The organism is Amycolatopsis sp. NPDC047767 (assembly GCF_040704195.1).
Classification (GTDB): Bacteria; Actinomycetota; Actinomycetes; order Mycobacteriales; family Pseudonocardiaceae; genus Amycolatopsis.
Genome location: NZ_JBEYSJ010000038.1, coordinates 15,412 through 38,461, shown reverse-complemented (window position 1 = coordinate 38,461; position 23,050 = coordinate 15,412). Strand labels below are relative to the sequence as shown.

At 71.0% G+C, this 23,050-nt stretch carries 22 protein-coding genes; 12 read left to right on the top strand and 10 right to left on the bottom strand.

Annotated elements, in window-relative coordinates; translation table 11 throughout:
- Positions 1-30: 30 nt before the first annotated feature.
- Both AB0878_RS41460 and AB0878_RS41455 read left to right on the top strand, forming a co-directional pair.
- Complete coding sequence (locus AB0878_RS41460) at positions 31-723, top strand: SDR family oxidoreductase (protein WP_366587205.1); 693 nt, start codon at positions 31-33, stop codon at positions 721-723.
- Entirely contained in the window at positions 720-1,547 is an 828-nt protein-coding gene (locus AB0878_RS41455; protein ID WP_366587203.1) for an enoyl-CoA hydratase family protein, read from the top strand. Before AB0878_RS41460 ends, AB0878_RS41455 begins: the two co-directional genes overlap by 4 nt.
- 60 nt (positions 1,548-1,607) lie before the next feature.
- Here the strand turns inward: AB0878_RS41455 and AB0878_RS41450 are convergent, their stop codons facing one another.
- Genes AB0878_RS41450 through AB0878_RS41435 form a run of 4 tightly spaced genes read right to left on the bottom strand, consistent with a single transcriptional unit; the run spans position 1,608 to position 4,764 of the window.
- Positions 1,608-2,363 carry a fumarylacetoacetate hydrolase family protein gene (locus AB0878_RS41450; RefSeq protein ID WP_366587201.1) on the bottom strand — a complete coding sequence of 252 codons (756 nt, stop codon included), beginning with the start codon at positions 2,361-2,363 and terminating at the stop codon, positions 1,608-1,610.
- Positions 2,364-2,405: 42 nt separating this feature from the next.
- Positions 2,406-3,323, bottom strand: coding sequence for an SMP-30/gluconolactonase/LRE family protein (locus AB0878_RS41445; protein ID WP_366587199.1), 918 nt, complete (start codon positions 3,321-3,323; stop codon positions 2,406-2,408).
- A gap of 10 nt (positions 3,324-3,333) precedes the next feature.
- The gene (locus AB0878_RS41440) at positions 3,334-3,990 is read right to left on the bottom strand and encodes a histidine phosphatase family protein (RefSeq protein ID WP_366587197.1); all 657 of its coding nucleotides are present in this window, start codon (positions 3,988-3,990) and stop codon (positions 3,334-3,336) included.
- Between the two features lie 21 nt (positions 3,991-4,011).
- The gene (locus tag AB0878_RS41435; RefSeq protein WP_366587195.1) at positions 4,012-4,764 is read right to left on the bottom strand and encodes an SDR family oxidoreductase; all 753 of its coding nucleotides are present in this window, start codon (positions 4,762-4,764) and stop codon (positions 4,012-4,014) included.
- A gap of 429 nt (positions 4,765-5,193) precedes the next feature.
- On the opposite strand from AB0878_RS41435, the gene AB0878_RS41430 reads away from it, so the two are divergent.
- Together AB0878_RS41430 and AB0878_RS41425 are read left to right on the top strand one after the other, a co-directional pair.
- A complete protein-coding gene (locus AB0878_RS41430; RefSeq protein WP_366587193.1) occupies positions 5,194-6,117 on the top strand; it encodes a hypothetical protein in 924 nt (307 codons plus the stop codon).
- A gap of 85 nt (positions 6,118-6,202) precedes the next feature.
- Positions 6,203-6,469, top strand: a complete 267-nt coding sequence (locus AB0878_RS41425) for a hypothetical protein (protein ID WP_366587191.1) — start codon at positions 6,203-6,205, stop codon at positions 6,467-6,469.
- A 170-nt stretch (positions 6,470-6,639) separates the two neighbouring features.
- Here AB0878_RS41425 and AB0878_RS41420 read toward each other — a convergent pair whose 3' ends face one another.
- On the bottom strand, positions 6,640-8,277 hold the full coding sequence (locus tag AB0878_RS41420; protein WP_366587189.1) for an acyl-CoA synthetase: 1,638 nt from the start codon (positions 8,275-8,277) through the stop codon (positions 6,640-6,642).
- Between the two features lie 154 nt (positions 8,278-8,431).
- Here AB0878_RS41420 and AB0878_RS41415 point away from each other — a divergent pair, with 154 nt between their 5' ends.
- The 3 genes from AB0878_RS41415 (at position 8,432) to AB0878_RS41405 (ending at position 11,111) form a co-directional block, all read left to right on the top strand.
- Positions 8,432-10,123, top strand: coding sequence for a bifunctional 3'-5' exonuclease/DNA polymerase (locus AB0878_RS41415; RefSeq protein ID WP_366587187.1), 1,692 nt, complete (start codon positions 8,432-8,434; stop codon positions 10,121-10,123).
- An 18-nt stretch (positions 10,124-10,141) separates the two neighbouring features.
- Positions 10,142-10,609 (top strand): hypothetical protein, encoded by a 468-nt coding sequence (locus AB0878_RS41410; protein ID WP_366587185.1) that lies wholly within the window; start codon positions 10,142-10,144, stop codon positions 10,607-10,609.
- Positions 10,610-10,679: 70 nt separating this feature from the next.
- On the top strand, positions 10,680-11,111 hold the full coding sequence (locus AB0878_RS41405; protein ID WP_366587182.1) for a hypothetical protein: 432 nt from the start codon (positions 10,680-10,682) through the stop codon (positions 11,109-11,111).
- Positions 11,112-11,114: 3 nt separating this feature from the next.
- On the opposite strand, the gene AB0878_RS41400 is transcribed toward AB0878_RS41405, so the two are convergent.
- Complete coding sequence (locus AB0878_RS41400) at positions 11,115-12,197, bottom strand: aldo/keto reductase (protein WP_366587180.1); 1,083 nt, start codon at positions 12,195-12,197, stop codon at positions 11,115-11,117.
- A 152-nt stretch (positions 12,198-12,349) separates the two neighbouring features.
- On the opposite strand from AB0878_RS41400, the gene AB0878_RS41395 reads away from it, so the two are divergent.
- Together AB0878_RS41395 and AB0878_RS41390 are read left to right on the top strand one after the other, a co-directional pair.
- Positions 12,350-13,225 carry an AraC family transcriptional regulator gene (locus AB0878_RS41395; protein WP_366587178.1) on the top strand — a complete coding sequence of 292 codons (876 nt, stop codon included), beginning with the start codon at positions 12,350-12,352 and terminating at the stop codon, positions 13,223-13,225.
- A gap of 192 nt (positions 13,226-13,417) precedes the next feature.
- Positions 13,418-13,663 carry a hypothetical protein gene (locus AB0878_RS41390; RefSeq protein ID WP_366587176.1) on the top strand — a complete coding sequence of 82 codons (246 nt, stop codon included), beginning with the start codon at positions 13,418-13,420 and terminating at the stop codon, positions 13,661-13,663.
- Here the strand turns inward: AB0878_RS41390 and hrpA are convergent.
- The 3 genes from hrpA to AB0878_RS41375 form a co-directional block, all read right to left on the bottom strand.
- Positions 13,626-17,507 (bottom strand): ATP-dependent RNA helicase HrpA, encoded by a 3,882-nt coding sequence (hrpA, locus tag AB0878_RS41385; protein WP_366587174.1) that lies wholly within the window; start codon positions 17,505-17,507, stop codon positions 13,626-13,628. The two genes, AB0878_RS41390 and hrpA, sit on opposite strands and share 38 nt — an antisense overlap.
- Positions 17,508-17,569: 62 nt before the next feature.
- On the bottom strand, positions 17,570-18,751 hold the full coding sequence (locus AB0878_RS41380; RefSeq protein ID WP_366587172.1) for a cation:proton antiporter: 1,182 nt from the start codon (positions 18,749-18,751) through the stop codon (positions 17,570-17,572).
- A gap of 42 nt (positions 18,752-18,793) precedes the next feature.
- Positions 18,794-19,105: a hypothetical protein gene (locus tag AB0878_RS41375; RefSeq protein ID WP_366587170.1), complete on the bottom strand. Its 312-nt coding sequence runs from the start codon at positions 19,103-19,105 to the stop codon at positions 18,794-18,796.
- 108 nt (positions 19,106-19,213) lie between these two features.
- Here AB0878_RS41375 and AB0878_RS41370 point away from each other — a divergent pair, with 108 nt between their 5' ends.
- Complete coding sequence (locus AB0878_RS41370; protein ID WP_366587168.1) at positions 19,214-19,732, top strand: DUF4262 domain-containing protein; 519 nt, start codon at positions 19,214-19,216, stop codon at positions 19,730-19,732.
- Between the two features lie 7 nt (positions 19,733-19,739).
- On the opposite strand, the gene AB0878_RS41365 is transcribed toward AB0878_RS41370, so the two are convergent.
- Entirely contained in the window at positions 19,740-20,576 is an 837-nt protein-coding gene (locus AB0878_RS41365) for an LLM class flavin-dependent oxidoreductase (RefSeq protein ID WP_366587166.1), read from the bottom strand.
- Between the two features lie 90 nt (positions 20,577-20,666).
- Here AB0878_RS41365 and AB0878_RS41360 point away from each other — a divergent pair, with 90 nt between their 5' ends.
- Complete coding sequence (locus tag AB0878_RS41360) at positions 20,667-21,827, top strand: saccharopine dehydrogenase NADP-binding domain-containing protein (RefSeq protein ID WP_366587164.1); 1,161 nt, start codon at positions 20,667-20,669, stop codon at positions 21,825-21,827.
- A 311-nt stretch (positions 21,828-22,138) separates the two neighbouring features.
- A complete protein-coding gene (locus tag AB0878_RS41355; RefSeq protein WP_366587162.1) occupies positions 22,139-22,990 on the top strand; it encodes a chitosanase in 852 nt (283 codons plus the stop codon).
- The last annotated feature ends 60 nt before the right edge of the window (positions 22,991-23,050 follow it).

Sequence of the window (23,050 nt, the reverse complement as noted above, 5' to 3'; positions counted from 1 at the left end):
TTTCGAACGAGCAGGTTGTCAGGAGGCTGGATGAAACGGCTGGTGGTCGTCACCGGCGGCACTCGCGGCATCGGCGCGGCGATCGCGGAACACTTCACCGCGGCGGGTGACACGGTGCACGCGCCCGGCAGACGCGAGTGCGACGTGTCCGACGAGCAGGCCGTGCGCTCGTACTTCGCCGAGCTCGGCCCGATCGACGTGCTCGTGAACAACGCCGGGATCTCGTCGAGCGCCCCCACTGCCAAGACGTCGCTGGAGGACTGGCGGGGGCAGTTCGAGGTCAACGCGACCGGCGCGTTCCTGTGCACCCGCGAGGTGCTGCCCGGCATGCGCTCGCGTGACCGCGGCCGGATCGTCACGGTGGCCTCGACGGCCGGCCACGTCGGGTACCGCTACACCACGGGGTACACGGCCTCGAAGCACGCCGCCGTGGGGCTGATGCGCGCGGTCGCCGCGGAGCTCACCGGCACCGGGGTGACGGCCAACGCGGTGTGCCCGGCGTTCGTGCGCACGGACATGACGGCCGACTCGGTCGCCCGCATCCGCGAACGCACCGGCCGCGACGAAGCCGACGCCGAGGCGGCGCTGGCGGCCGCTTCGCCGTTGGGGCGGTTGCTCGAACCGTCGGAGGTCGCGTTCGCGGTGGCGTTCTTCGCCGCGGAGGAAGCGGCGGCGATCAATGGACAGACTCTCGTACTCGATGGTGGAGGAATTCAGAAATGAGCCCGTTCCGTGCGACGGCCCCGATCACCAAGTCGTGGGACCACTTCGAGTTCACCGTGGCCGACGGCGTGGCGACGCTGACGTTCAACCGGCCGGAGAAGCTGAACGCGCTGACGTTCGACGTGTATGCGGATCTGCGGGATCTGGTTTTGGAACTGCCGCACCGCGGGGATGTGAAGGTGCTCGTGATCACCGGGCAGGGGCGCGGGTTCTGCTCGGGTGGGGATGTCGAGGAGATCATCGGCGAGCTGCAGAAGATGGAGACCGCCGAGCTGCTCGAGTTCACGCGGATGACGGGGGCGGTGGTGAAGGCGCTGCGGGAGACGCCGATTCCGGTGATCGCCGCGGTCAACGGGGTGGCGGCGGGGGCGGGGTCGGTGATCGCGTTGGCTTCCGATTTCCGGGTGCTGGCCAAGTCGGCGAAGTTCGCGTTCCTGTTCACGAAGGTCGGGTTGGCCGGTGCCGACATGGGTTCGGCCTATCTGCTGCCGCGGCTGGTGGGGCTCGGGCGGGCCACGGAGTTGCTGATGTTGGGTGACAAGCTGGAGTCGGCGCGGGCTGAGGCGGTCGGGTTGGCGACGTCGGTGGTGGAGGATGCCGAGTTGGCGTCGACCGCGGCGGCGCTCGCGCGACGGCTTGCCGATGGGCCGGCGTTGGCCTATTCGACGACGAAGGTTCTCCTGACGCGGGAATTGGACATGGATCTGGGGTCGTCGATCGAGCTCGAGGCGATGACGCAGGCGTTGCTGATGACGGCCCACGACCACAAGGAGTTCTACGCCGCGTGGTCGGCGGGGCGCAGTCCACAGTGGACCGGCCGGTAACACCTCACGACGAGGCCCCGGCACACCAGGTGCCGGGGTCTCGGTTCGTCCCGGGGCCGGCTACTGCGTCGCCAGGATCAGGCTGCCGAGCCCCGTCACCTCGGCGAACAGGGTGTCCCCGCCCGTGAACGGCGTCGGCGCGCACAGCGTGCCCGTCAGGACCACGGCCCCCGCCGGAAGCGACTCGCCCGTCTCCGCGAGGTGGTTCGCGAGCCACGCCACCGCGGCGGCCGGGTTGCCGTTCATCACCGCCGCGGCGGAGCCGGGGATGACCTGGTCCCCGATTTTGAGCGTGCACTTGAGGCCCGAAAGGTCGTGTGGCACCGGCGCCTGGGGGCCGAGGAAGACGTAGGCGGCGTTGGTGTTGTCGGCGGCGAGCATGGGCAACGTCGTCGGGCCGCCGGACCAGCGGGAGTCGACGATTTCGAAGGCGGGGGCGATCGCGGTGGTCGCGGCGAGGACGGCTTCGGGGGTGGTGCCGGGGCCGGAGAGGGGGCTTCCGAGGAGGAAGGCGACTTCGACTTCGGCGCGCGGGGCGAACATGGCGGCGGTCGGCAACGGTTGCCCGGCTTGCAGCACCGTGGAAGCCAGGACGTGGCCGAAGGCGGGTTCGGTGGCGCCGTAGGTGGCGCGGGCCGGGTCGGACGTGAGCCCGACCTTGTAGCCCGCGAGGCGGTCACCGGCGGCCAGGGCCAGGTCGCGGGTCGCGCGGGAGACGCGGTAGGCGTGCGCGAGGTCGGCCACGGGTGCGGGAGCGACGGCGGGGCCGCCGTGGGTGGCCTTGAGCAGGCGCCGGGCCAGGTCGTCGTCCGTCACCGTGTGCTCCTCAGGGGGTCCGGGATGGGCCCGGACATCTGATCACACCGCGGTGTGTGCGATGGCATTGCCCTCCAGCGAGCCGAACCAGAGGCGGCCGGCGTGTTCGCGGACGCCGACGAGCATGTGGAAGCCCGGGATCTCGCCCCACCGCTCGTGCTCCACGGCGCCGTCGGCGGCGATGCCGAGCACGCCGACCTGACGTTTCGGGGTGGGCTGGAGGGCAGCCGGCAGCGAGCGCACGGCGGCGCGCAACGAGGCGGGCAGGCGGCGGACGGCGTCCAGCGCAGGCACTCGCACGGAGGCCTGCGTGACCCAGATCAGGCCGTCGCTGCCGGTGGCGATGTTGTCGGGGAAGCCGGGCAGATCGTCCACGAGGGTGTCGCGCTGGCCTTGGCGCGTGCCGTGGAGCCAGAAGCGCGTGACGCGGAACTCGCCGGTTTCGGCGACGGCCACGAAGGACTCGTCCGGCGGCAGGGCGACGCCGTTGGCGAACTGGAGGCCGTCGGCGATCAGGTCGATGGTGCCGTCCGGGGTCCGGCGCAGGAGGCGCCCGCCGGCGGTCTGCTCGATGAGGTCGTCGCGCCAGCGGTCGATGCCGAAGCGGCGCGAGGAGTCGGTGAAGTAGATCGTGCCGTCGGTGGCGACGGCGGCGTTGTTGCAGAACACCAGGGGGAGGCCGGCGGCGGAGGTCGCGAGGACGCGCACCGCTCCCCCGGCCAGCGGCATCGTGAGCAGGCCGGCGCGGGCGTCGCAGATCAGGAGGTCCTCGCCGTGGAGCTCCAGGCCCAGCGGACGGCCGCCGGTGTCGCCGAGGACGTCGATGCGGCGGCCGTCGGGGGTCACGCGCAGGATCCGGCCGTCGTCGACGCCGGTGTAGACCCGGCCCTCGGCGTCGACCACCACGTCTTCGGGTGCGTGCCCGTTGACCGGGACCACCGTGACGTCACCGAAATCCATCACGAACCTCCTACCGGTAGGTGAGCAGCCGCGCCGCCTCCGCTTCGAAGTGCGGGTGTTCGTTGAACGTCAGCAGGTTCACGCCGCCGCGGCCCGAGGTGAGCTTGGTGATGCCGGTGTTCACGGTGACGCGGTTGAACTTCAGCAGGCCGACCTCGGGCACACCCAGGATCGCGCCCGCGATCGTGCCGATCACGCCGCCGGAGGTGAACACGAGCGCGTGCTCGCCCTTGCCGAGCGACGCGATGAGGTCGGTCAGCCCGGCCGTGCAGCGTTCGAGGAACGCCGGCCACGTCTCGGCGCACGGCCCGTCGGCGCCGGCCGCCACCCACGCGCCGAGCGCGGCGTCGAGCACGCCCTGGTACTCGCGGGAATCCTCCTGCGGCGCGCCGCCGGCGTGGTGGCGCGAAATGTCCACGTGGTCGTATTCGTTCCAGCGCGGGTCCTCGATCACGGCCACGTCGGAGCCGAGCGTCTTCAGCGCCGTCGCCGCCGTGTCGCGCTGGCGGGCCAGCGACCCGGAGCGCACCTGCGCGAACTCGACGCCGCGGCGCGCGAGCTCACGACCGACCACAGTGGACTGTTCGAAGCCGCGCTCGGACAGCGCGTCGTAGTCGGCCGCGCCGAACGAGGCCTGACCGTGGCGGACGAGGTAGATCGCACCCAACGCACTTGCTCCTTTGGCTCGTCAGGAAAACTTGGCCAGCAGGCCGGCGGGCAGCACGCGCATGACCGCACTGAGCGGCACCCACGGCCACGAAGGAACGTACGCCATTTTCGGCTCCGCCTCGATCGCCTTGGCCATCGCGCGGGCCCCCGCTTCGGCGCCGGTCAGCAACGGCGTGCTGCCGCTGCGCGCGGACATCTCGGACGCGATGTAGCCGGGGCGGACCTCGGTGACGCTGATGTCCGTGCGGCGCAGCTCGACGCGCGTCCCCGCCACGAACGCGGAAATCCCGGCCTTCGACGCGGCGTATGCGGTGAGGTTCCTGGGCAGGCCCCGGATCGCGCTGAACGACGAGACCACGGCCAGGTGCCCTTCGCGCTGCTCTCGGAAGATGCCGACGGCGGCTTCGATCTGGGCGGCCGCGGCGACGAAGTTGGTCTCCAGCGTCTGGCGGTTGGCGTCGAAGCGGCCCTTGCCGACGGGCTGGCCCTTGCCGAGCCCGGCGTTCACGATCACGCGGTCGAGCGAGCCGAGCTCACCACGGAATTCCTCGAAGACGGTGAACACGCGGTCGTGGTCGTTCACGTCGAGCGGGCGGGTGACGACCGTGATCCCGGGGTAGGCGGCCTTGAGCTCGGCCGCGAGCTCGTCGAGGCGGTCGGTGCGCCGCGCGCAGAGGGCGAGGTTGCGCCCACGGGCCGCGAACTGGCGCGCCATGCCTTCGCCGAGCCCCGAGCTGGCGCCGGTGATCAGGATGTTCTTCCGCAGGACCATGGGCCGGATCCTACCGGTTGGTAACCACCGTGCCCCGGCCCTTGACCGGTGGCCCGGCGCTGGGGGCATCGCCGGGCCACCGGTACCGGGTACGGCCGCCGGCCGTGCACGGGGCGCGGACCGCGGGCCGGGGCCGAAGTAACTCCGCCGCGACCGGGATCGCCGGTGCGGGGCTCGATGGCCATACAAACGCGACCCCGCAGGTCAGGGCAATGGTTCACAGTTGCCAGTACTAGCCCGTTCGCCCCAGTGGTGACGCGGAGTGCCTGGTCGGCTGCTGATACGGTCTGCGTGTCGGTTCGGACACTGTGGGTTTTCGGACACTCTGGGTTTTCGGGCGCTGGGTCCGGACACCCGATCGGCGGACCACGGGTTTCGGACCCGGGTTTTCACCACGAACCGGTGCGGTGCGAGACCACGGGCGGGGGCATGGCTGGTGGAACTGCGGACGAGTCCGGGGCCGACGGCGCCCGGACCGCGTTCGCGAGCGCGCTGCGCGCGGCGATCACCGCCAGCGGCCTGTCGCTCGACCGGATCCAGGCCCGGCTGCGGGCCCGCGGCGCGGCCGTCAGCGTCACGGCGCTGAGCTACTGGCAGTCGGGCAAACGCCAGCCCGAACGCGCGAGTTCACTGTCGGCGGTGCGCGTGCTGGAGGAGATCCTCGACGTGCCGGCCGGCTCGTTGCTCGGCCTGCTGCCCCCGCCGCGCCCACGCGGCGCGACCCGCCGCGACCGCGTCGGCGAGGAGCCGTTGACGTTCACCCGCGAGACGCTGCAGCCGCTGCTGGACCGCGTCGGCGCGCCGAACATGCTCGACCAGCAGCAGCACCTCAAGCTCGTCGGCCTCCACGACCGCTGCGAGATCGCCGCCGACGGCGGCCAGCAGGCCGTCACGTCCCGCGCCGTCTTCCAGGCCGGCGCCGACGGCCTCGACCGCTGGCTGCTCGTCTACGCGCAGGACGACGCCGCGTCCGTGCCGCAGGTCCACGCCGTGCGCAACTGCCGCGTCGGCCGCTTCGAGGCGGACGCCTCCCACGGCATCCTGGTGGCGGAACTGCTCTTCGACCGCCCACTCGACCGCGGCGAGACACACCTGATCGAGTACTCCCTCACCAACGCGGGCCCGCCCTACCCCCAATGCCGCGCCACGCACTACCGCGAATTCCGCCGCCCCGTCCGCGAATACCTGCTGGAAATCCGCTTCGCCCCGGAAGCCGAACCCGCACGCTGCTGGCAATACTCCCGCGGCGACTCGGCCCCCACCCGCCGCCGCCTCCGCCTCGACTCGGCGGGCGGCGTGCACGCCGTGGCCCTCGACTTCGGGCCGGGCATCTTCGGCATCGGGTGGGAGTGAGTCAGCGGGCCCGGTGGCAAAACCTCAACGAAGAAGGAACGGTCGTCACCGCGTGGGCGCGTTCCCGAGCCGGCTGGAGGCATGAGTGAACACCGTCATCGACACCCTCCCTGACGAGTTCCGAACCGTCATCACCAGCTTGCTCGGAGAACGAAACCCCGATCTGCTGCATGCCCTTCAGACGCGGGAAAAGCCGACCGTAGATCAGCAAGAGCTGGTCATCGAGGTCTTGTCCGACGCCTTCACGGAGCACCTGGGACCAGGCCAGGAGCCCACCGCGCGAGGAGCACTGATCGACAACGCGCTGGGCGCCTTCCTGACAAAGTGGCCCACCGAAGACCTCGCCGAGTGAGCGGGCCGGACAAGTCAGGTTCGGGGTTCGCGTGCGCTCAACTCGGACTCGGGCCACGCCGCCCGATTTCCCGGTACACACCAAGGAGAGCGATCCGCCGAAGTCTCGCAGGTGAGACCGCCGCCGGCCGTGAATGTCCGGTTCGGCAGCTTCCGGCCACGCGCACCGAGTCAGCTCAGCTTGGAGCGCAGCACCTTCCCCGTCGCATTGCGTGGCAGCTCGGCCAGGAACTCGACGTCGCGGGGGACCTTGTAGCGGGCGAGGTTCGACTTCACGTAGTCGCGCACGCCGTCGGCGTTTAGGGTGGAGTTCTCGCTGCGCACCACGAACGCCTTGAGGCGCTGGCCGAACTGCTCGTCGTCGACGCCGATCACGGCGGCCTCGATCACGTCGTCGCGTTCGACCAGGAGGTTTTCGACCTCGACGGGGAACACGTTCTCGCCGCCGGAGACGATCATCTCGTCGTCGCGGCCGTCGATGAAGAGGAGGCCGTCGTCGTCGAAGTGGCCGACGTCGCCGCTGGAGAGGAGGCCGTCGATGATCTCCTTGTGGCGCCCGTCGGTGTAGCCGCCGAAGCTGAGGCCGCTGCCGACGAAGACGCGGCCCGTCACGTTCGGCTCGGAGATCTGGCGGCCGTGCTCGTCGTACAGCGCGACGCGGCAACCCACGGGCGCGCGCCCGACGGTGCCCGGCGCCTTGCGCCAGTCCTCCGGCGTGGCGACGGTCGCGACGGCGACTTCCGTTGAGCCGTAAAGGTTGTGCACGACGTCGCCGAACTGCTCGTTGGCCCGGTTGCCCAGGTCCGGCGACAGCGCGGAGCCCGCGACGAAGATGATCCGCAGGCACGACGTGTCGTACCGCGAACGCACCGAAGCCGGCAGGTCGACGATGCGCTGCAGCATCGTCGGCACCAGCACGAGCGTGGTGCACCGGTGCTCGGCGACGCCCTTGAGTGTCTGCTCCGGGTCGAACTTGCGCCGCATCACCACCTTGCAGCCCAGCGCGAAGCTCAGGATGAACTGCGAAAGCCCCGTGCCGTGGAACAGCGGCGCGCCCATGTACGTGGCTTCGCCCGCGCGCAGCGGGATGCGGTCGAGGAACTGCGCGGACGCCAGCGGCGACGTGTGCGGCCGCGGCGCGCCCTTCGGCGTGCCGGTGGTGCCACTCGTGAGCAGCACGAACCCGCCGGGCTTGGCGGGCGCGGGCAGCGGGCGGTCGTCGGTGCTGGCGATGATCTCGTCGAGCACCGGCACGGAGTGGTCACCCGGCTCGTCGACCCACGCGAGGTAGCGCTCGACGTCACCGGAGATCGCGTCGAGCAGACCGGTGAACTCCTGGTCGTAGACGAGCGCGGTGACGCGTTCGCGCTGCGCGACGTCGGCCAGCTGCGGCTTGGCGAAGCCGGTGTTCATCAGCAGCAGGCGCGCGCCGAGCTTGCCGGCGGCGGCCATGGTGAGCACGAGGCCGCGGTGGTCGCGGCACAGCGCGGCGATCACGGTGCCCTCGCCGAGCCCGCGCTCGGACCAGGCCCTGGCCAGCGCGTTGGACCGGTCGTCGAGCTGCTTGAACGTGAGCGGGCCGAGCTCGTCGACGATCCCGACGGCCGCGGGGTCGCGGCGTGCGGCGATGTGGTTGGCGCCGGCGAACGGGCCGTACTTCCGGATGGCGACGACCGAGCGCACGCCCTCGTCGAGCCGCGGGAACGGCACGAGTCCCGCGCGGCGCATCACGTCGATGCTGCGCACGGTCTCGGCCACCTTGTCCGTGACCTGGCTGGCGAGGCCGAACACCCCGGCCGGGTTCCTCATCCGGGCACCTCCGTTGCTGCTGCGGGGGAAAGCCGCCCGTACCGCCGGTATGGGTGGCTACTCGACAGTAGACCAAGCCGGGCGGGCGTGCACCAGACCACGGCGGCCGGGTTCGGTGACCGGAATTGTCGGTGCCCCCGAGCACAATGACAACGTGCAGGTGATCACCGGCCAGGAGGAGGACTCCGGCTACACGATCTCGACGCCGGCGGGCACTTCCCGCGGGCTGTCGAAGGCCGAGTGGGTGGCCGAGGTGCGGCGGCTCGAGGAGGCCGAGGCGCCGCGCTGGGTGCTGCCCTCGGTCGACGCGCTGTACCCGAAGCTCATCGACGCGGGCGTGCGGCTGGGGCGCTGTTACGACCTGGGTCTGGCGGAAGGCCTGCTGCTCGCGTACGAAGGCCGCGAAAGCGAGTCGCGCAGCCTGCGCGCGGCGTGGGCGCGAGCGCGGGGCGAGGAGCCGCCCGACGACGGGCCGGCGTTCGGCGAGGCGGCGCAGCCCACGCTGTTCTCGCCGCGCGGACCGGGCCTGCCGCCTGACGTCACGGTCGTCGACGCGGTTCGTGGTGTGCTGGCGGAGCAGGACAAGCGCGTGGCTTCCGTCGCGTCGCCCGGGCGGATGCGGCTGCTGCTGGCGGCCGAGTCGGCGAGCGCGCTGGCCGCGGCGGAGATGTCGGCGGCGGGGCTGCCGTGGCGGGCGGACCTGCACCGGACGCTGCTGGAGTCCCGGCTCGGTCCGCGCGTGCCGTCCGGGCAGCGGCCGAAAGCGCTGGTCGCCTTGGCCGCGCAGATCACCGACGCGTTCGGCGGGCGGCCGGTGAACCCCGACTCGTCGCCGAGCGTCATCCGCGCGCTCGCCCGTGAGGGCATCGAGGTGCCGGCCGCGCGCAAGTACCTGCTGCGCGACATCGACCACCCGGCCGTCGCGCCGTTGCTGGAGTACAAGGAACTCTCGCGCCTGCACTCGGCCAACGGCTGGGCCTGGCTCGACGAATGGGTCACCGACGGCCGCTTCCGCCCCCACTACGTCGTCGGCGGCGTCGTCTCCGGCCGCTGGGCCACCCGCGGCGGCGGGGCACTGCAGATCCCCAAGGTGCTGCGCACGTGCGTCCGCGCGGATCCGGGGTGGAAACTCGTGGTCGCCGACGCCGCTCAGCTCGAGCCACGAGTGCTCACGGCGCTGTCGGGCGACCGCCGGCTGGCCGAGGTCTCGGCGGCCACGGACCTGTACGCCCGGCTGGGCGAGGCGCTTTTTTCGGGCGCCCGCTACGTTCCCCCGCCGTCCGGCTCCGCGGACGACCGCTCGCGGGCCAAGATCGCGATGCTGTCGGCCATGTACGGCGGCACCTCCGGCGAGGCAGGCCCGCTGCTCGCCCTGCTGCGCCAGCGTTTCCCCGACGCCGTGTCCTATGTGGAGCAAGCCGCGGCCGCCGGCGAGCGCGGCGAACGCGTGCGGTCCCGGCTGGGCCGCACCTCCCCCGCCCCCTCCGCCGCGTGGCGCGCCCTCACCGGCGGCCTCGCCGACGACGAGGCCACGGAAACCCGCGCCCGCCGCGCCTCCCGCGGCTGGGGCCGTTTCACCCGCAACTTCGTCGTGCAGGCCAGCGCGGCCGACCTGACCGCCGTCCTCCTCGCCACTCTCCGCGGCCGCCTCCCCGCCCCCGCCCACCTCGTGTTCTTCCAGCACGACGAGGTGATCGTCCACACCCCGGCCGACCTGGCGCCCACCGTGTCGGCCCTCATCGAGTCCACCGTGACCGAGTCCGCGCAGATGCTGTTCGGCGAAGCGTGCCCGGTGCACTTCCCCATGCAGGCCCTCGCCGTCGACACCTACGCCGACGCGAAATAACCCCGAGGAGATTCGTCAATGGGAGCCTCAGGCTGGCACTACCGCGCGCCCTTTGTCGGCAGCGTCAAAGCAACGCACCGGTTCGTCCAGGCACAACTCCTGTCCACCGGTGACTACCTCTGGCCGTGGGAGACCTTCGATCCCCAGTACGTCGCGCCCGTGCCCCGGCCCAGATCCCTGCCCGACCTCGAAGCCGCCAAGGACTCCGAAAACTTCTGGGACGCGGGCACCCACTCGATCCTCGACACCCACGAGATCTCCGAAGCCGGCAGCGTGGGCACCATCCGCCCGTTGAGCGCCACCGAACTGACCGAGGTATTCGGCACCCACCAACCGTCGGCGGCCGACTTCGACCGCGTCTTCCAGCCCGGCCCCTCCGGCCCCCTCGCCGACCTGATGGGCGAGCGCTGGACCGGCCGAAGCCTGGTGCTGTACCACAACGGCACCCCCACGGAGGTCTTCTTCTGGGGCTTCTCCGGCGACTGACGTCCGCCCACTCCTCGGCCCACGGGGCGCTCCGCTTTTCCGCGGGGTCGCCCTGTGGTTGAGTCACACCATGCTCTACAGCTACTTCACGGCGAATTCGGACGAAGCAGCCGTAACGTCCCTCGAAGCGCCCGAAGGCCCGGCCGCGCTGTTCCCCACGGCCTCCTTCAAGCACCTCGACCCGTATCTGCAGGTGCCGCGGGCCGAGGCGTTCCTCACGGGGATCGGCGAGGAAGCGGCCGCCGACCGGCCGCGGGCGATGAAGCTGCTCGCGGAGGTCGGGGAAGGCGACATCGTGGTCGTCACGCTCACCGACGAGTTCCGCGACGCCATCGCGGCCACCGACGAGGCGCGCCGCCGGGAGCTGGCGGGGTTCTGGTCGAGCGACGAGAAGCTCGAGGGCAGCGCCGCGGACCTGCTGCCCGTCGTGGACGAGCTCGCCGCCCTCGCGAAGCAGGCGAAGCCCTCGGGCGGCCGGCTGTACTGCCACATCGCCGGCTGACGGTCAGTACCGCGTGGGGTTCTGCAGCAGCGGCGGGTACACCCCGTGCTCCTGCCCGTTCACGGTCGCGCCCGCGTAGCGCAGCAGCGGGGCCATGCCGCGGTTCAGCTCGGCCGGGAAGTTGAGCCGAGGCGCGGAAACCTCGTCCAGCGCGGCGACCTGCTCGGCGCTCAGCCGAAGGTCGAGCGCGGCCAGGTTCTCCGTCAGGTGCTCCACCCGCCGGGGCCCGATCAACGTCGACGTGATCCCCGGCCGGCCCCGCACCCACGCCAGAGCCACCGCGGCCGGGCTCACGCCCAGCTCCTTCGCGATCCCGGCCACCACGTCGATCACCCGGAACTGCTCCTCCGTCGGCCCCACCCCGAACGCCGCGCTGCGCCGGGTGTCCGCGGCCGCGCCGTCGCGGGTGTACTTGCCGGACAGGAAGCCGCTCTTCAACGGGCTCCACGGCAGCATCGCCATCCCCGCATCCTCCGCCAGCGGCAGCAGCTCACCCTCGATCGTGCGCTCCAGCAGGGAGTACTCCATCTGCAGCCCGGCGACCGGCGCCCACCCGCGGAACTCGGCGATCGTCTGGGCCTTCGCGGTGAACCACGCCGGAGTGTCGGAGAACCCGACGTAGCGGATCTTGCCGGCCGCGACCAGATCGTCGAGCGTCCGCAGCGTTTCCTCGACAGGTGTGTGGCGGTCGTAGTTGTGCAGGTAGTAGAGGTCGAGGTAGTCGGTGCCGAGACGCCGCAGGGAGTCGTCCAGCTGGTGCAGGATCGCCTTCCGGCCGGCGCCGCCGCCGTTGGGGTCGCCGGGGTGCAGGTTGACGAAGAACTTCGTGGCCAGCACCACGCGGTCGCGTAGCCCCGGCGTCGCGGCGAGGAAGTCGCCGACGATCTTCTCCGAATGGGTGTTCGTGTAGAAGTTGGCGGTGTCGATGAAATTGCCGCCGCGGTCGAGGTAGGTCTGCAGGATCCTCTCGGACTCTTCGACGCTGCAGCCGGTGCCGGTGTCCTCACCGAAGTTCATGGCGCCGAGGCAGAACGGGCTCACGACGAGGCCGGACCGGCCGAGGTGGACGTAGGAATCAAGGCTCACGGGGATTCTCCTGGCTCATCACGGGATTTCGTTGCCCGTTTATGACACCAGCGCCGAGGCCGCCACCGTGAGCCCGAAAGTCGTAGCCTCTTGCCTGATCCTGTCACGATCGCCAGTTGCCCGGCCGTGGTCGGTCGTGGTCGAATCGACGGGTGTCCCTCGCCGAGCTGCGCACGCTGATCACCCGTCACGCCGGCCGCACCGACCTGCCGGGCGGCCTGATGCTGTCGTGCGAACGCGCGCCCACCGACCCGGCGGCGTCGCTGACCGGCCCGGTGCTCGCCGTCGTCGCGCAGGGCCGCAAACGCATCGGCACGGGCGAGCGCACCTACGAGTACGGCGCCGGCCAGTACCTCGTGGTGACCGTCGACATGCCCGTGACCGGGCACTTCGTGGAGGCCAGCCCCACGGAACCGTTCCTGGGCGCCGGCCTCGTCCTCAAGCCGGAAGCCGTCGCCGCCCTCCTGCTCGAAACGGGCACCACGAACTCGGCCCCGGCCACCCCGTCGGCCATCACGGTGAGCGACGCGCCCGCCGAACTGCTCGACGCGTTCGTCCGCCTGCTGCGCCTGACCGACCACCCGGCCGACCGCCGCGTGCTCGCGCCGCTCATCGAGAAGGAGATCCTCTGGCGCCTCGTCACCGGCGCCCAGGGCGCGACCATCCGCCAGATCGGCCTCGCCGACAGCAGCCTGTCCCCCGTGGGGCGCGCCATCCGCTGGATCCGCGACCACCACGCGGAGTCCCTGCGCATCGCCGACCTCGCCCGCCTCGCCGCGATGAGCGAGTCGTCCTTCCACCGCCACTTCCGCGCCGTGACGGCCATGACGCCCATCCAGTACCAGAAACACATCCGCCTGCAGGAGGCCCGCCTGCTCCTGCTCTCCCGCACCGACGACGACGTCGCCTCCATCGGCTACGCCGTGGGCTACGACAGCGCGTCGCAGTTCAGCCGCGAATACCGCCGCCAGTTCGGCGTCCCCCCGGGCCAGGACTCGACCCGCCTGCGGGCGGGGATCACGAACTGAATTCCCGCGCCCCAGGCACCACACGGCCCAACGCGAAGAAATCCCTTCGAGGCAACGAGGATCGCTCAGCGTGCAGTTCACGTTTCGCCAACAGCAGCGAATTCCCTCGTGGGCAGCTATCGGGCGAATGACGAAGATCAGTAGCTTCGGTTCGCATGGTCAGAAAGGCACGGAGAAGATCCTGCGAAGGCTGTGGGGTTCTGCCGCAACAACGCCAACGGCATCCTGCTCGGCTGCCACCTCCGGCAGCACAAGTTCGAGAAGCTCAAGCTCGCCGTGCGGCAGCGCGCGTGGAGCAAGGCCGCCGCGGTGGTCTTCAAGGGTGTCGGCGGTCAGGCCGCTGCCTTTTCGGCGTTCGCCGGGATCGTGTCGGCAGGTGCGGCGGCCGTGACGCTCGCTGTCAAACAGCCGCCACCGCGTCGTCCAGAGCCTTGGTGATGCGTTTCAGCGACACCGGATACGCGGTCCCCAAGGTCTGGGCGAAGAACGAGACCCGCAGTTCCTCGATCATCCACCGCACCTCCGACAGGGCGGGCGACGAGGTGCCCGCCGGCAGGGTGGCCAGGGCGGAGCGGTACTCCTCCGTGATCCACGCGATGTCGGCCGTCCGTTGCAGGTCCCGGGTGGGCTCGGAGACGAGTTTGTCGAGCCGGCGCGAGATGCCGCGCAGGTAGCGCTCGACGTCGCGCAGGCGGGAAGCGCCCGTTTCGGTCACGAAGCCCGCGTGGACGAGGCCGGTGAGCTGCGCGCGCATGTCGGCCAGTGATTCCGCGGGGCCGCGTGTGTCCGGCAGGACCGTCTCCACCTCGATGGCCGCGCGCAGGATGCGCTCGACGTCGGTGAGGACCGCCAGCACGGCCGGGTTCAAGCCGGCCCGAACGTGCTCCAGCAGCACCGCGAAGCCGGCCTCGTCCCAGACCGGGCCGCCGGCCGCGGCCATGAGCGAATCGACGGCACAGTCGACGCAGTCCTCCAGTAGGGCGGCGACGCTGCCGTGCGGGTTGCGGTTCAGCACGAGCTTGGAAGAGTTGGACAGCGACCGCGTGATGAACTTCATCGGCGAGTTCAGGTTCAGCCGCAGCATGCGCCGGGTGCCGGCCCACATCGCGTGCCGCTGCTGGGCCGGGGTGTCGAGCAGGCGGACGGCGACCGACGAGCCCTCGTCGACCAGCGCCGGGTACGCCTTGACGTCGTGGCCGCGCTGTGTGGAGGCGAAAACCTGAGGCAGGGAGCCGAAATCCGGCTTGACCAGCCCCGCCTTCTCGATGCTGTTGGCGGCCTTCGAAATCGTCTCGCGCACCTTCGGGGCGAGGCTGAGCTTCAACGCCTCCAGGTCCTTGCCCTCGGCCACCTTGCGGCCGCGGTCGTCGACCACGCGGAACGTCACCCGCAGGTGGTCCGGCACGGAGGACAGGTCGTAGGCCGACAGCGGCACGTCGACGCGGCGCAGCGCGAACAGCTCGTCGGACAGCACCTCGATCAGCGGACCGTCCGAAGGCGACACTCGCGAAAGGACATACGCGGCCGTGTCGGGAGCCGGGACGAAGTTGCGCCGCAAGGCTTTCGGCAGGGACTTGATCAGCGCGGTCACGAGCTCCGCACGCAGGCCCGGCACCTGCCAGTCGAAACCGTCCGGCGTCACCTGGTTCAGCACGGGCAGCGGGATGTGCACGGTGACGCCGTCGGCGTCCGCGCCGGGCTCGAACTGGTAGGTGAGGCCGAAGACCTGCGAGCCCTGCGTCCACGAGTCGGGGTAGTCCGACTCGCGCACGCCGCCCGCGGTCTCGTTGATGAGCATGGACTTCTCGAACGAAAGCAGGTCCGGGTCGCCGCGGCGGGCCTTCTTCCACCAGCTGTCGAAGTGGCGCACCGACACCACGTCGGCCGGCACGCGCTGGTCGTAGAACTCGAACAGCGTCTCGTCGTCCACGAGGATGTCGCGGCGGCGGGCGCGGTTCTCCAGGTCCTCGACCTCGTCGAGCAGCGCGCGGTTCTCCGAGAAGAACTTGTGGTTGGTGTGCCAGTCGCCCTCCACCAGCGCGTGGCGGATGAACAGCTCGCGCGACAGCTCGGGATCGATGCGCCCGTAGTTCACGCGGCGGTCGGCGACGAGCGGCACGCCGTAGAGCGTCACCTTCTCCACCGCCATCACGGCGCCCTGCTTGCGCTCCCAGTGCGGCTCCGAATACGACCGCTTCACCACGTGCGCGGCCAGCGGCTCGACCCACTCCGGCTCGATGCGCGCGTTCACGCGGCCCCACAGCCGCGAGGTCTCCACGAGCTCCGCCGACATCACCCAGCGCGGCTGCTTCTTGAACAGCGCCGAGCCCGGGAACACCGAGAACCGCGCCCCGCGCGCGCCGAGGTAGTCGCCCTTGGCCGGGTCCTTGAGGCCGATGTGCGAGAGCAGACCGGCGATCAGCGCCGTGTGCACGTGCTGCGGGTCGGCCGGGGTGGTGCTGAGGGAAATGTCCAGGGGCTTGGCCAGCTGGCGCAGCTGGCTGAAGATGTCCTGCCACTCGCGGATGCGCAGGTAGTTGAGGTACTCGTTGCGGCACAGGCGGCGGAACTGGTTGCCCGTCAACGCTTTCTGCTGCTCGCTGACGTACTCCCACAGGTTGAGGTACGCGAGGAAATCGGACGTCGGGTCGGCGAAGCGCGCGTGCTGCTGGTCGGCCGCCTGCTGCTTCTCCGCCGGACGCTCCCGCGGGTCCTGGATGGACAGTGCCGCGGCGATGATCATCACCTCGCGCACGCACCCGTTGCGCGCGGCCTCCAGCACCATGCGGCCCATCCGCGGGTCCACCGGCAGCTGCGCGAGCTTGCGGCCGATGTCCGTCAGCTTCGACGCGTCGTCCACCTCGAACGCGCCGAGCTCCTGCAGCAGCTGCACGCCGTCGGTGACCTGGCGGCGGTCCGGCGGCTCCACGAACGGGAACGCGGCCATGTCGCCCAGCCCGAGCGACGTCATCTGCAGGATCACGGACGCCAGGTTCGTGCGCAGGATCTCCGGGTCGGTGAACTCCGGCCGCGACTCGAAGTCCTCTTCGGAGTACAGGCGGATGCAGATGCCGTCGGACGTGCGGCCGCTGCGGCCCTTGCGCTGGTTGGCCGACGCCTGCGAGATCGCCTCGATGGGCAGCCGCTGCACCTTCGTGCGGTGGCTGTAGCGCGAAATGCGCGCCGTGCCCGGGTCCACCACGTACTTGATGCCCGGCACGGTCAGCGACGTCTCGGCCACGTTCGTCGCGAGCACGATCCGGCGGCCGGTGTGACGTTGGAACACGCGGTGCTGGTCGGCCGACGACAACCGCGCGTACAGCGGCAGCACCTCGGTGTTGCGCAGGTCGAGGCGGTTGAGCGCGTCTGCCGTATCGCGGATCTCGCGTTCGCCGGAGAGGAACACGAGGATGTCGCCGGGCCCTTCGGCACTCAGCTCGGCGACGGCGTCGAGGATCCCCTGCGTCTGGTCGCGGTCCGGGTCGGCCTCGGGGTCTTCCGGGTCGATGATCGGCCGGTAGCGGACCTCGACGGGGTAGGTGCGGCCGGAGACCTCGACGATCGGCGCGTTGTCGAAGTGCTTCGAGAAGCGCTCCGGGTCGATCGTGGCCGAGGTGATGATCACCTTGAGGTCGGGACGGCGCGGCAGCAGCTGCTTGACGTAGCCGAGGATGAAGTCGATGTTGAGGCTGCGCTCGTGGGCCTCGTCGATGATGAGGGTGTCGTACTGGCGCAGCATCCGGTCGGTCTGGATCTCGGCGAGCAGGATGCCGTCGGTCATCAGCTTGACCAGCGTGTCCTGGCCGGACTGGTCGGTGAAGCGGACCTTGTAGCCGACGGCGTCGCCCAGCTCGGTCTTCAGCTCGCTCGCGATGCGGTCGGCCACGGTGCGCGCGGCCAGCCGGCGCGGCTGCGTGTGCCCGATCTGTCCCCGGATGCCGCGGCCGAGCTCGAGGCAGATCTTCGGCAGCTGGGTCGTCTTGCCCGAGCCGGTCTCGCCCGCGACGATCACCACCTGGTTCTCGGCGATCGCCTTGCCGATCTCGTCCTTGAGCCTGCTGACCGGCAGTTCTTCGGGGTACTCGATCTTGGGCACGCTCTCGCGCCGCCGCTGCACGCGCAGCTCGGCGGCGGTCACGTCGGCGGCGATGCGCTCGGCCACGGCTTGCTTGTCGCGCGACCGGCGCGCGCCGTCGAGCCGACGGCGCAGGCGGTGCTCGTCGCGCGACATCAGCTCGGGCAGCCGCGCGCGCAACGCCTCGAGGGGGGATTGAGTGGACATACTTGTTTCGAGGATAGCGGTGCGTGACGGGCGTGGCTCCTGAATATGCCCGGGGTCTCCCGTCACCCCCGCTGCCGGGTCAGCCGAGCCGGCAAAAGCCAGGTCAGCCGCTCCGAACGCACCACCGCGAGCGGCCCGATCACGGCCAGGAGCAGCACGTATCCGGCGACGAACGGGGCCACGCGAGGGTCGAGCCCGGCCGCCGCCGCGAGCGTGGCGAGGACCAGCGAGAACTCGCCCCGGGTGAGCACGGTCAGCCCGATGTTCACCCCGGCCTGGCGGTCGAAGCCGTGCAACTTCGCGGCGAACGCGCCCGCGGCGAGGTTGAGCACCAGCGTCAGCGCGACGGCCGCCAGCACGGGGACCACGACCGTCCCGACGGCGCCCGGGTCGATCGAGAGGCCGAAGATGAAGAAGAACAGCGCCCCGAACGCATCGCGCAGCGGCAGCACCAGCTTGTGCACGCGCGGCGCGACCTTCGAGCCGCCGAGCATCATGCCGACCATGAACGCGCCGATCGCGTCGGACACACCCACCTCCTCGGCGACGGCCGCGCCCAGCACCGCGACGCCGACGAAGCACACGGTGAGCAGCTCGTCGTCGGCCGAACCGAACAGCCGCGACACGAGCCGGCCACCCCAGCGCGCCAGCGCCGCGAGCACGAGCAGGAAGCCGAGCGCCTTGCCGAAGTCGGCGAACGCCGCGCCGAAGCCGTCGGCGCCGCTGAGCACGGGCTGCAGCAGGGCCAGGTAGAGCGCGAGAAACAGGTCTTCGAGCACGATCACGCCCATGATCAGGCGCGATTCGGGGTTGGCGGCACGGCGGGTTTCGAGCAGCAGCTTGGTCACGATGGCCGACGACGAGATGCCGATCGCCCCCGCGATCACCAGCGCTTCGCGCGTGCCCCAGCCCAGCGTGAACCCGAACGCGAGCCCGCCGCCCACGTTGAGCAGCAGGTAGCCCAGCCCGGCCGCGGCCAGGCGTCTGCCGCCGCGCGCGAGGTCGTCGAGCGAGAACTCGAGGCCGAGGTAGAACAGCAGGAACACGAGGCCGAGCCCGGCCAGCACGCCGAGCTCGGCGGGGTCGTCCACAAGCGACAACCCGGGTGTGTGCGGACCGAACACGAAGCCGGCCAGCATGAACAACGGGATCGTCGGCAGCCCGATCTTACTGCCCAGGCGCGCGACGACCCCGGCCGCCAGGAACGCACCGCCGACGGCCAGCAAGGCATGACCGTTGGTCATGGGAAACCTCCAACAGCTGAGTACGGGTGAGGGGTGACGTACTCAGGTGGAGGGCGGTGCGCGGGCGGGGACTTTCGGGTCGGATCGGTGTCCTGTGGTGGTGCTTTTGTCGGCGGTGGCGGTGTTTGTCGCAGCCGGGCGCTGTTTCGCCTGTTCCGGCGGCGTGGCGTCCGGGATCGGTTGCGCGGCAACGAAGTGCGGTGACTGCTGGGCGACCAGCGTCGGCTTGGGTTCGTGGTGCTCCGCGCCGGCGGGCACCGGCCCGGGCGCGGCGACCCCGAGGAGCAGCAAGGCAGCGAGCAGGACACTGAGGATGGACCGGTGCCGTGGCGCGGTGGCGGCGGCAGCAGTCATCGTGGGGTCAGTTTACCAGCTCTTTAATGTAGTGCCGGCGATCCACAGTGGACGCTCGGCACGGGTGTGGCCGGATACCCTTCCCGTCGTGTCCACCGACTCCTGCAAGTGCACGGTCTCGGCGACCGGGACCGCCTCGACTCCGTCGACGCCGGCCTGTTCGAGCACGTCGCCGACCCCGGCTGGGGTCTGCTGGCGATCCCGGAGGACGAGGTCAGCGCGGGCTGGACGTTCACGGTCGGGCTGTGGCACTCGTTCCGCGTGCCGGAGCTCGCCGTGTTCGGGCTCGAGCCGGGACCCGGGATGAGGCTGCTCAACCTGATCGGCGAGCAGGTGGCCGCGGGCCGCCGACCGGCCGCCGGTGCCGAGCTGGACGACGTCCTCGAGTCCGGCCGTCTGGCGCTGCGGCCGGTCGACGAGGGCTGGCACGGCGTGTTCTTCGGGACGGCACAAGGCTTCTACCGCGCCACCCGTCCCGTCGTACCCTTCCTGCAGGTGCTCTGGCCCGATCGCGAGGGCCGTTTCCCGGAGCAGGACGAGTTCGCTCCGGACCTGGGCCTGCGGCAACCTCAGCTGTGGCTCGACCCGCACCGGCATCCGAAGGGGCCCTGGACCGCCGAGCTCTGAGCCGCCGTCACGCCGAGCGTTCGGCCGCCACCTGTTCGCGGACGGCCGGGATGGTCTCGGCGATGAACACGCGTGACGCCCGGTCGTCGGCGCCGGAGAGGACGAAGGTGTCGAAGCCGCCGGCGAGGGCGAAGTCGGCGAGTTCCGGGGCGGTCGGGGTGGCGCCGACGTTGAGGACGCGGCGGATCGAGGCCGGGTCGCGGCCGGCGTCGACGGCGGCCGCGTCGACGGCCGCGGCCATGCGGAGGGCTTCGGCGGGGTCGTCGCGGAGGCTGACGACCCAGCCGTCGGCCAGGCGGCCGGTGAGGCGCAGCGCGCGGGGGCCGTACGAGCCGAGCCACAGGCCGATCGGACGCGCCGGCACGGGGCCGGAGTGCGCGCCGGCCAGGGAGTGGAAGCGGCCGTCGAAGCGGAGGTTGTGGTCGCCGCTCCAGATCTTCCGGATGACGGTGATCGCTTCCTCCTCGGCGGCGAGCGCGTCGCCCGGGGTGCGGCGCGGGCCGCCGTAGGCGACGATCGCGTCCCAGAACGCGCCGGCGCCCACGGCGAGGTCGAAGCGGCCGCCCGAGAGCAGGTCGAGGCTGGCGGCGGCCTTCGCGAGCACAGCGGGGTTGCGCAGCGGCAGGTTGGCGACGTCGGGGAACACCCGGATCTTCGTCGTCGCGCCGAGCAGCACGCCCATGAGGGAGAACGTCTCCACGTACCGGCGCTGGTACGGGTGGTCCTGCACGGCGAGGTGCTCGAACCCCATCCGCTCCAGCTCGCGCGCGTGCTCGACCAGGGGGTCGGCCGCGTTCGGCACCAGGAAGTAACCCGTCGAGATGTCCCGCCCGAAGTCCGTCACACCGGGCTCAACCACGCCGGACGGGCGGAGATTCCGGCCCCGAAGTGACCCGGCGGTAACCTCGGACCCGGACCTTCGGGAGGCACGCGCATGGCCGACTACGACCTGGTGCTGTTCGGCGCCACCGGCTTCACCGGCACGCTCACGGCGGAGTACCTCGCGCGCTCCGCCCCGCCCGGCTGCCGCTGGGCGCTCGCGGGCCGCAACCGCGCCAAGCTCGAGGACCTGCGTACCCGGCTGACGGCCGTCGACGAGCGGCTGGGCACGTTGCCGCTGCTCAGCGCCGACATCGCGGACCCCGACTCGCTGCGGGCGGTCGCCGCGTCGGCCAAGGTCGTCGCCACGACCGTCGGCCCGTACCTGCACTACGGCGAGCCGCTGGTCGCCGCGTGCGCCGCCGAGGGTACGGACTACGTCGACCTCACCGGCGAGCCGGAGTTCGTCGACCGCATGTACCTCGCCCACCACGCGAAGGCCGCCGAGACGGGCGCCCGGCTCGTGCACAGCTGCGGCTTCGACTCGATCCCCCACGACCTCGGCGCCTGGTACACCGTCCGGCAGCTGCCGGAGGACGTCCCGCTGCAGGTCGACGGCTACGTCCGCGTCGGCGCCCTGCCCTCGGGCGGCACCTTCCTCACGGCGATGACGGCGTTCTCCCGCCAGGCCGCCGCCAACCGCGTGGCCAAGGTGCGCGCCGCGGCTGAGCCGCAGCCGCCCGGCCGACGGGTTCGGGTTCCGATCGGCAGCCCGCACCGCGTGCCCGGCACCGGCCAGTGGGCCGTCCCGCTGCCGACGATCGACCCGCAGGTCGTGGCCCACTCGGCGCGGGCCTCCGCCCGCTACGGCCCGGACTTCCGCTACCGCCACTTCGCGGCCTTCGCCGGCCTGCCTTCGGTGGCGGCCGCGACAGCCGGCGCCGGCGCACTGTTCGCCGCCGCCCAGCTCGCCCCCGCCCGCGACGCGCTGTCGAAGCTCCTCACCCCGGGCCAGGGACCGAGCCCGGCGCGGCGCGCGAAGTCCTGGTTCTCCGTCCGCTTCACCGGCTCAGGCGGCGGCCGGCACGTGACCACCGAAGTCTCGGGCGGCGACCCCGGCTACGACGAGACCGCGAAGATGCTCGCGGAATCCGCCCTGTGCCTGGCTTTCGACGACCTTCCCGCGACCGCTGGCCAGGTCACCACGGCGACGGCGATGGGTGATACGTTGATCGAACGCCTGGTGCGGGCAGGGATGTCGTTCAAGACTTTGTAGCCTAAGTCCTTTATGGACTCACTGGGGTCGACAAGGGATTCACCACAGCGCGCCGACACCTATTTCACCTCGGGCACAACGGTTTCCCGTTCACCGGAACCCTGTACCGCCCTCCGGGCAACAACTCCCGCCGTCGGCGAAAACTCGATCTACCCCTTGCCGCCGGGGTCACGCGCGGTTATCGTTGCGCTACGCCGCAGCAGCACCGGAGTCGGGTTTTCCCTGGCGTGTCAGGGAAATCGCGGCTTCGTCCGCCTTGCCCACCTGCCAGGGCCGTGCCCTGGCAATTCTGCGGAAAGGGAATTCCCCCCATGCGCAAGACGATGCGGCCTGCCCTGGTTGCCGGTCTCACCGTGGCGTCGGCCCTCACCGTCGTCCTGGCCACCCCCGCCCTCTCCACGGCCGCCGCGAACCCCGCGTCCCTCAGCAGTGCAGCCTCCATCCTCGCCTCCGGCGGCGACCTCGCCTCACCGGAGAAGAAGGACATCGCGATGCAGCTGGTGTCCAGTGCGGAGAACTCGAGCCTCGACTGGAAGGCTCAGTACAGCTACATCGAGGACATCGGCGACGGCCGCGGCTACACCGCCGGCATCATCGGCTTCTGCTCGGGCACCGGCGACATGCTCGAGCTCGTGCAGGCCTACACCAACTCCGTACCGAACAACCCGCTCGCGAAGTACCTGCCGGCGCTGCGGAACGTCAACGGCTCCGACTCCCACTCCGGCCTCGGCCAGGCGTTCGTGGACGCGTGGAAGGCCGCGGCGAAGACGTCGCAGTTCCAGGCCGCGCAGAACAGCGAGCGTGACCGCGTGTACTTCAACCCGTCGGTGAACCAGGCGAAGTCCGACGGTCTCGGCGCACTGGGCCAGTTCATCTACTACGACGCCATCGTGATGCACGGCCCGGGCAACAGCTCCGACAGCTTCGGCGGCATCCGCAACTCCGCCATCAAGAAGGCCAAGCCGCCGTCCCAGGGCGGCAACGAGACCACCTACCTCAAGGCGTTCCTCGACGCCCGCAAGGTGATCATGAAGCAGGAAGAAGCCCACGCCGACACTTCGCGCGTGGACACCGAACAGCTCGTGTTCCTCAACGCGGGCAACCTCGACCTCCACACGCCCCTGAAGTGGAAGGTCTACGGCGACTCCTACCAGATCAACTGAGCAAGAACCCGGGTCGCCGATTTCCCTGCGGCGGCCCGGGTTCTTGCCGTAAGCTCGCGC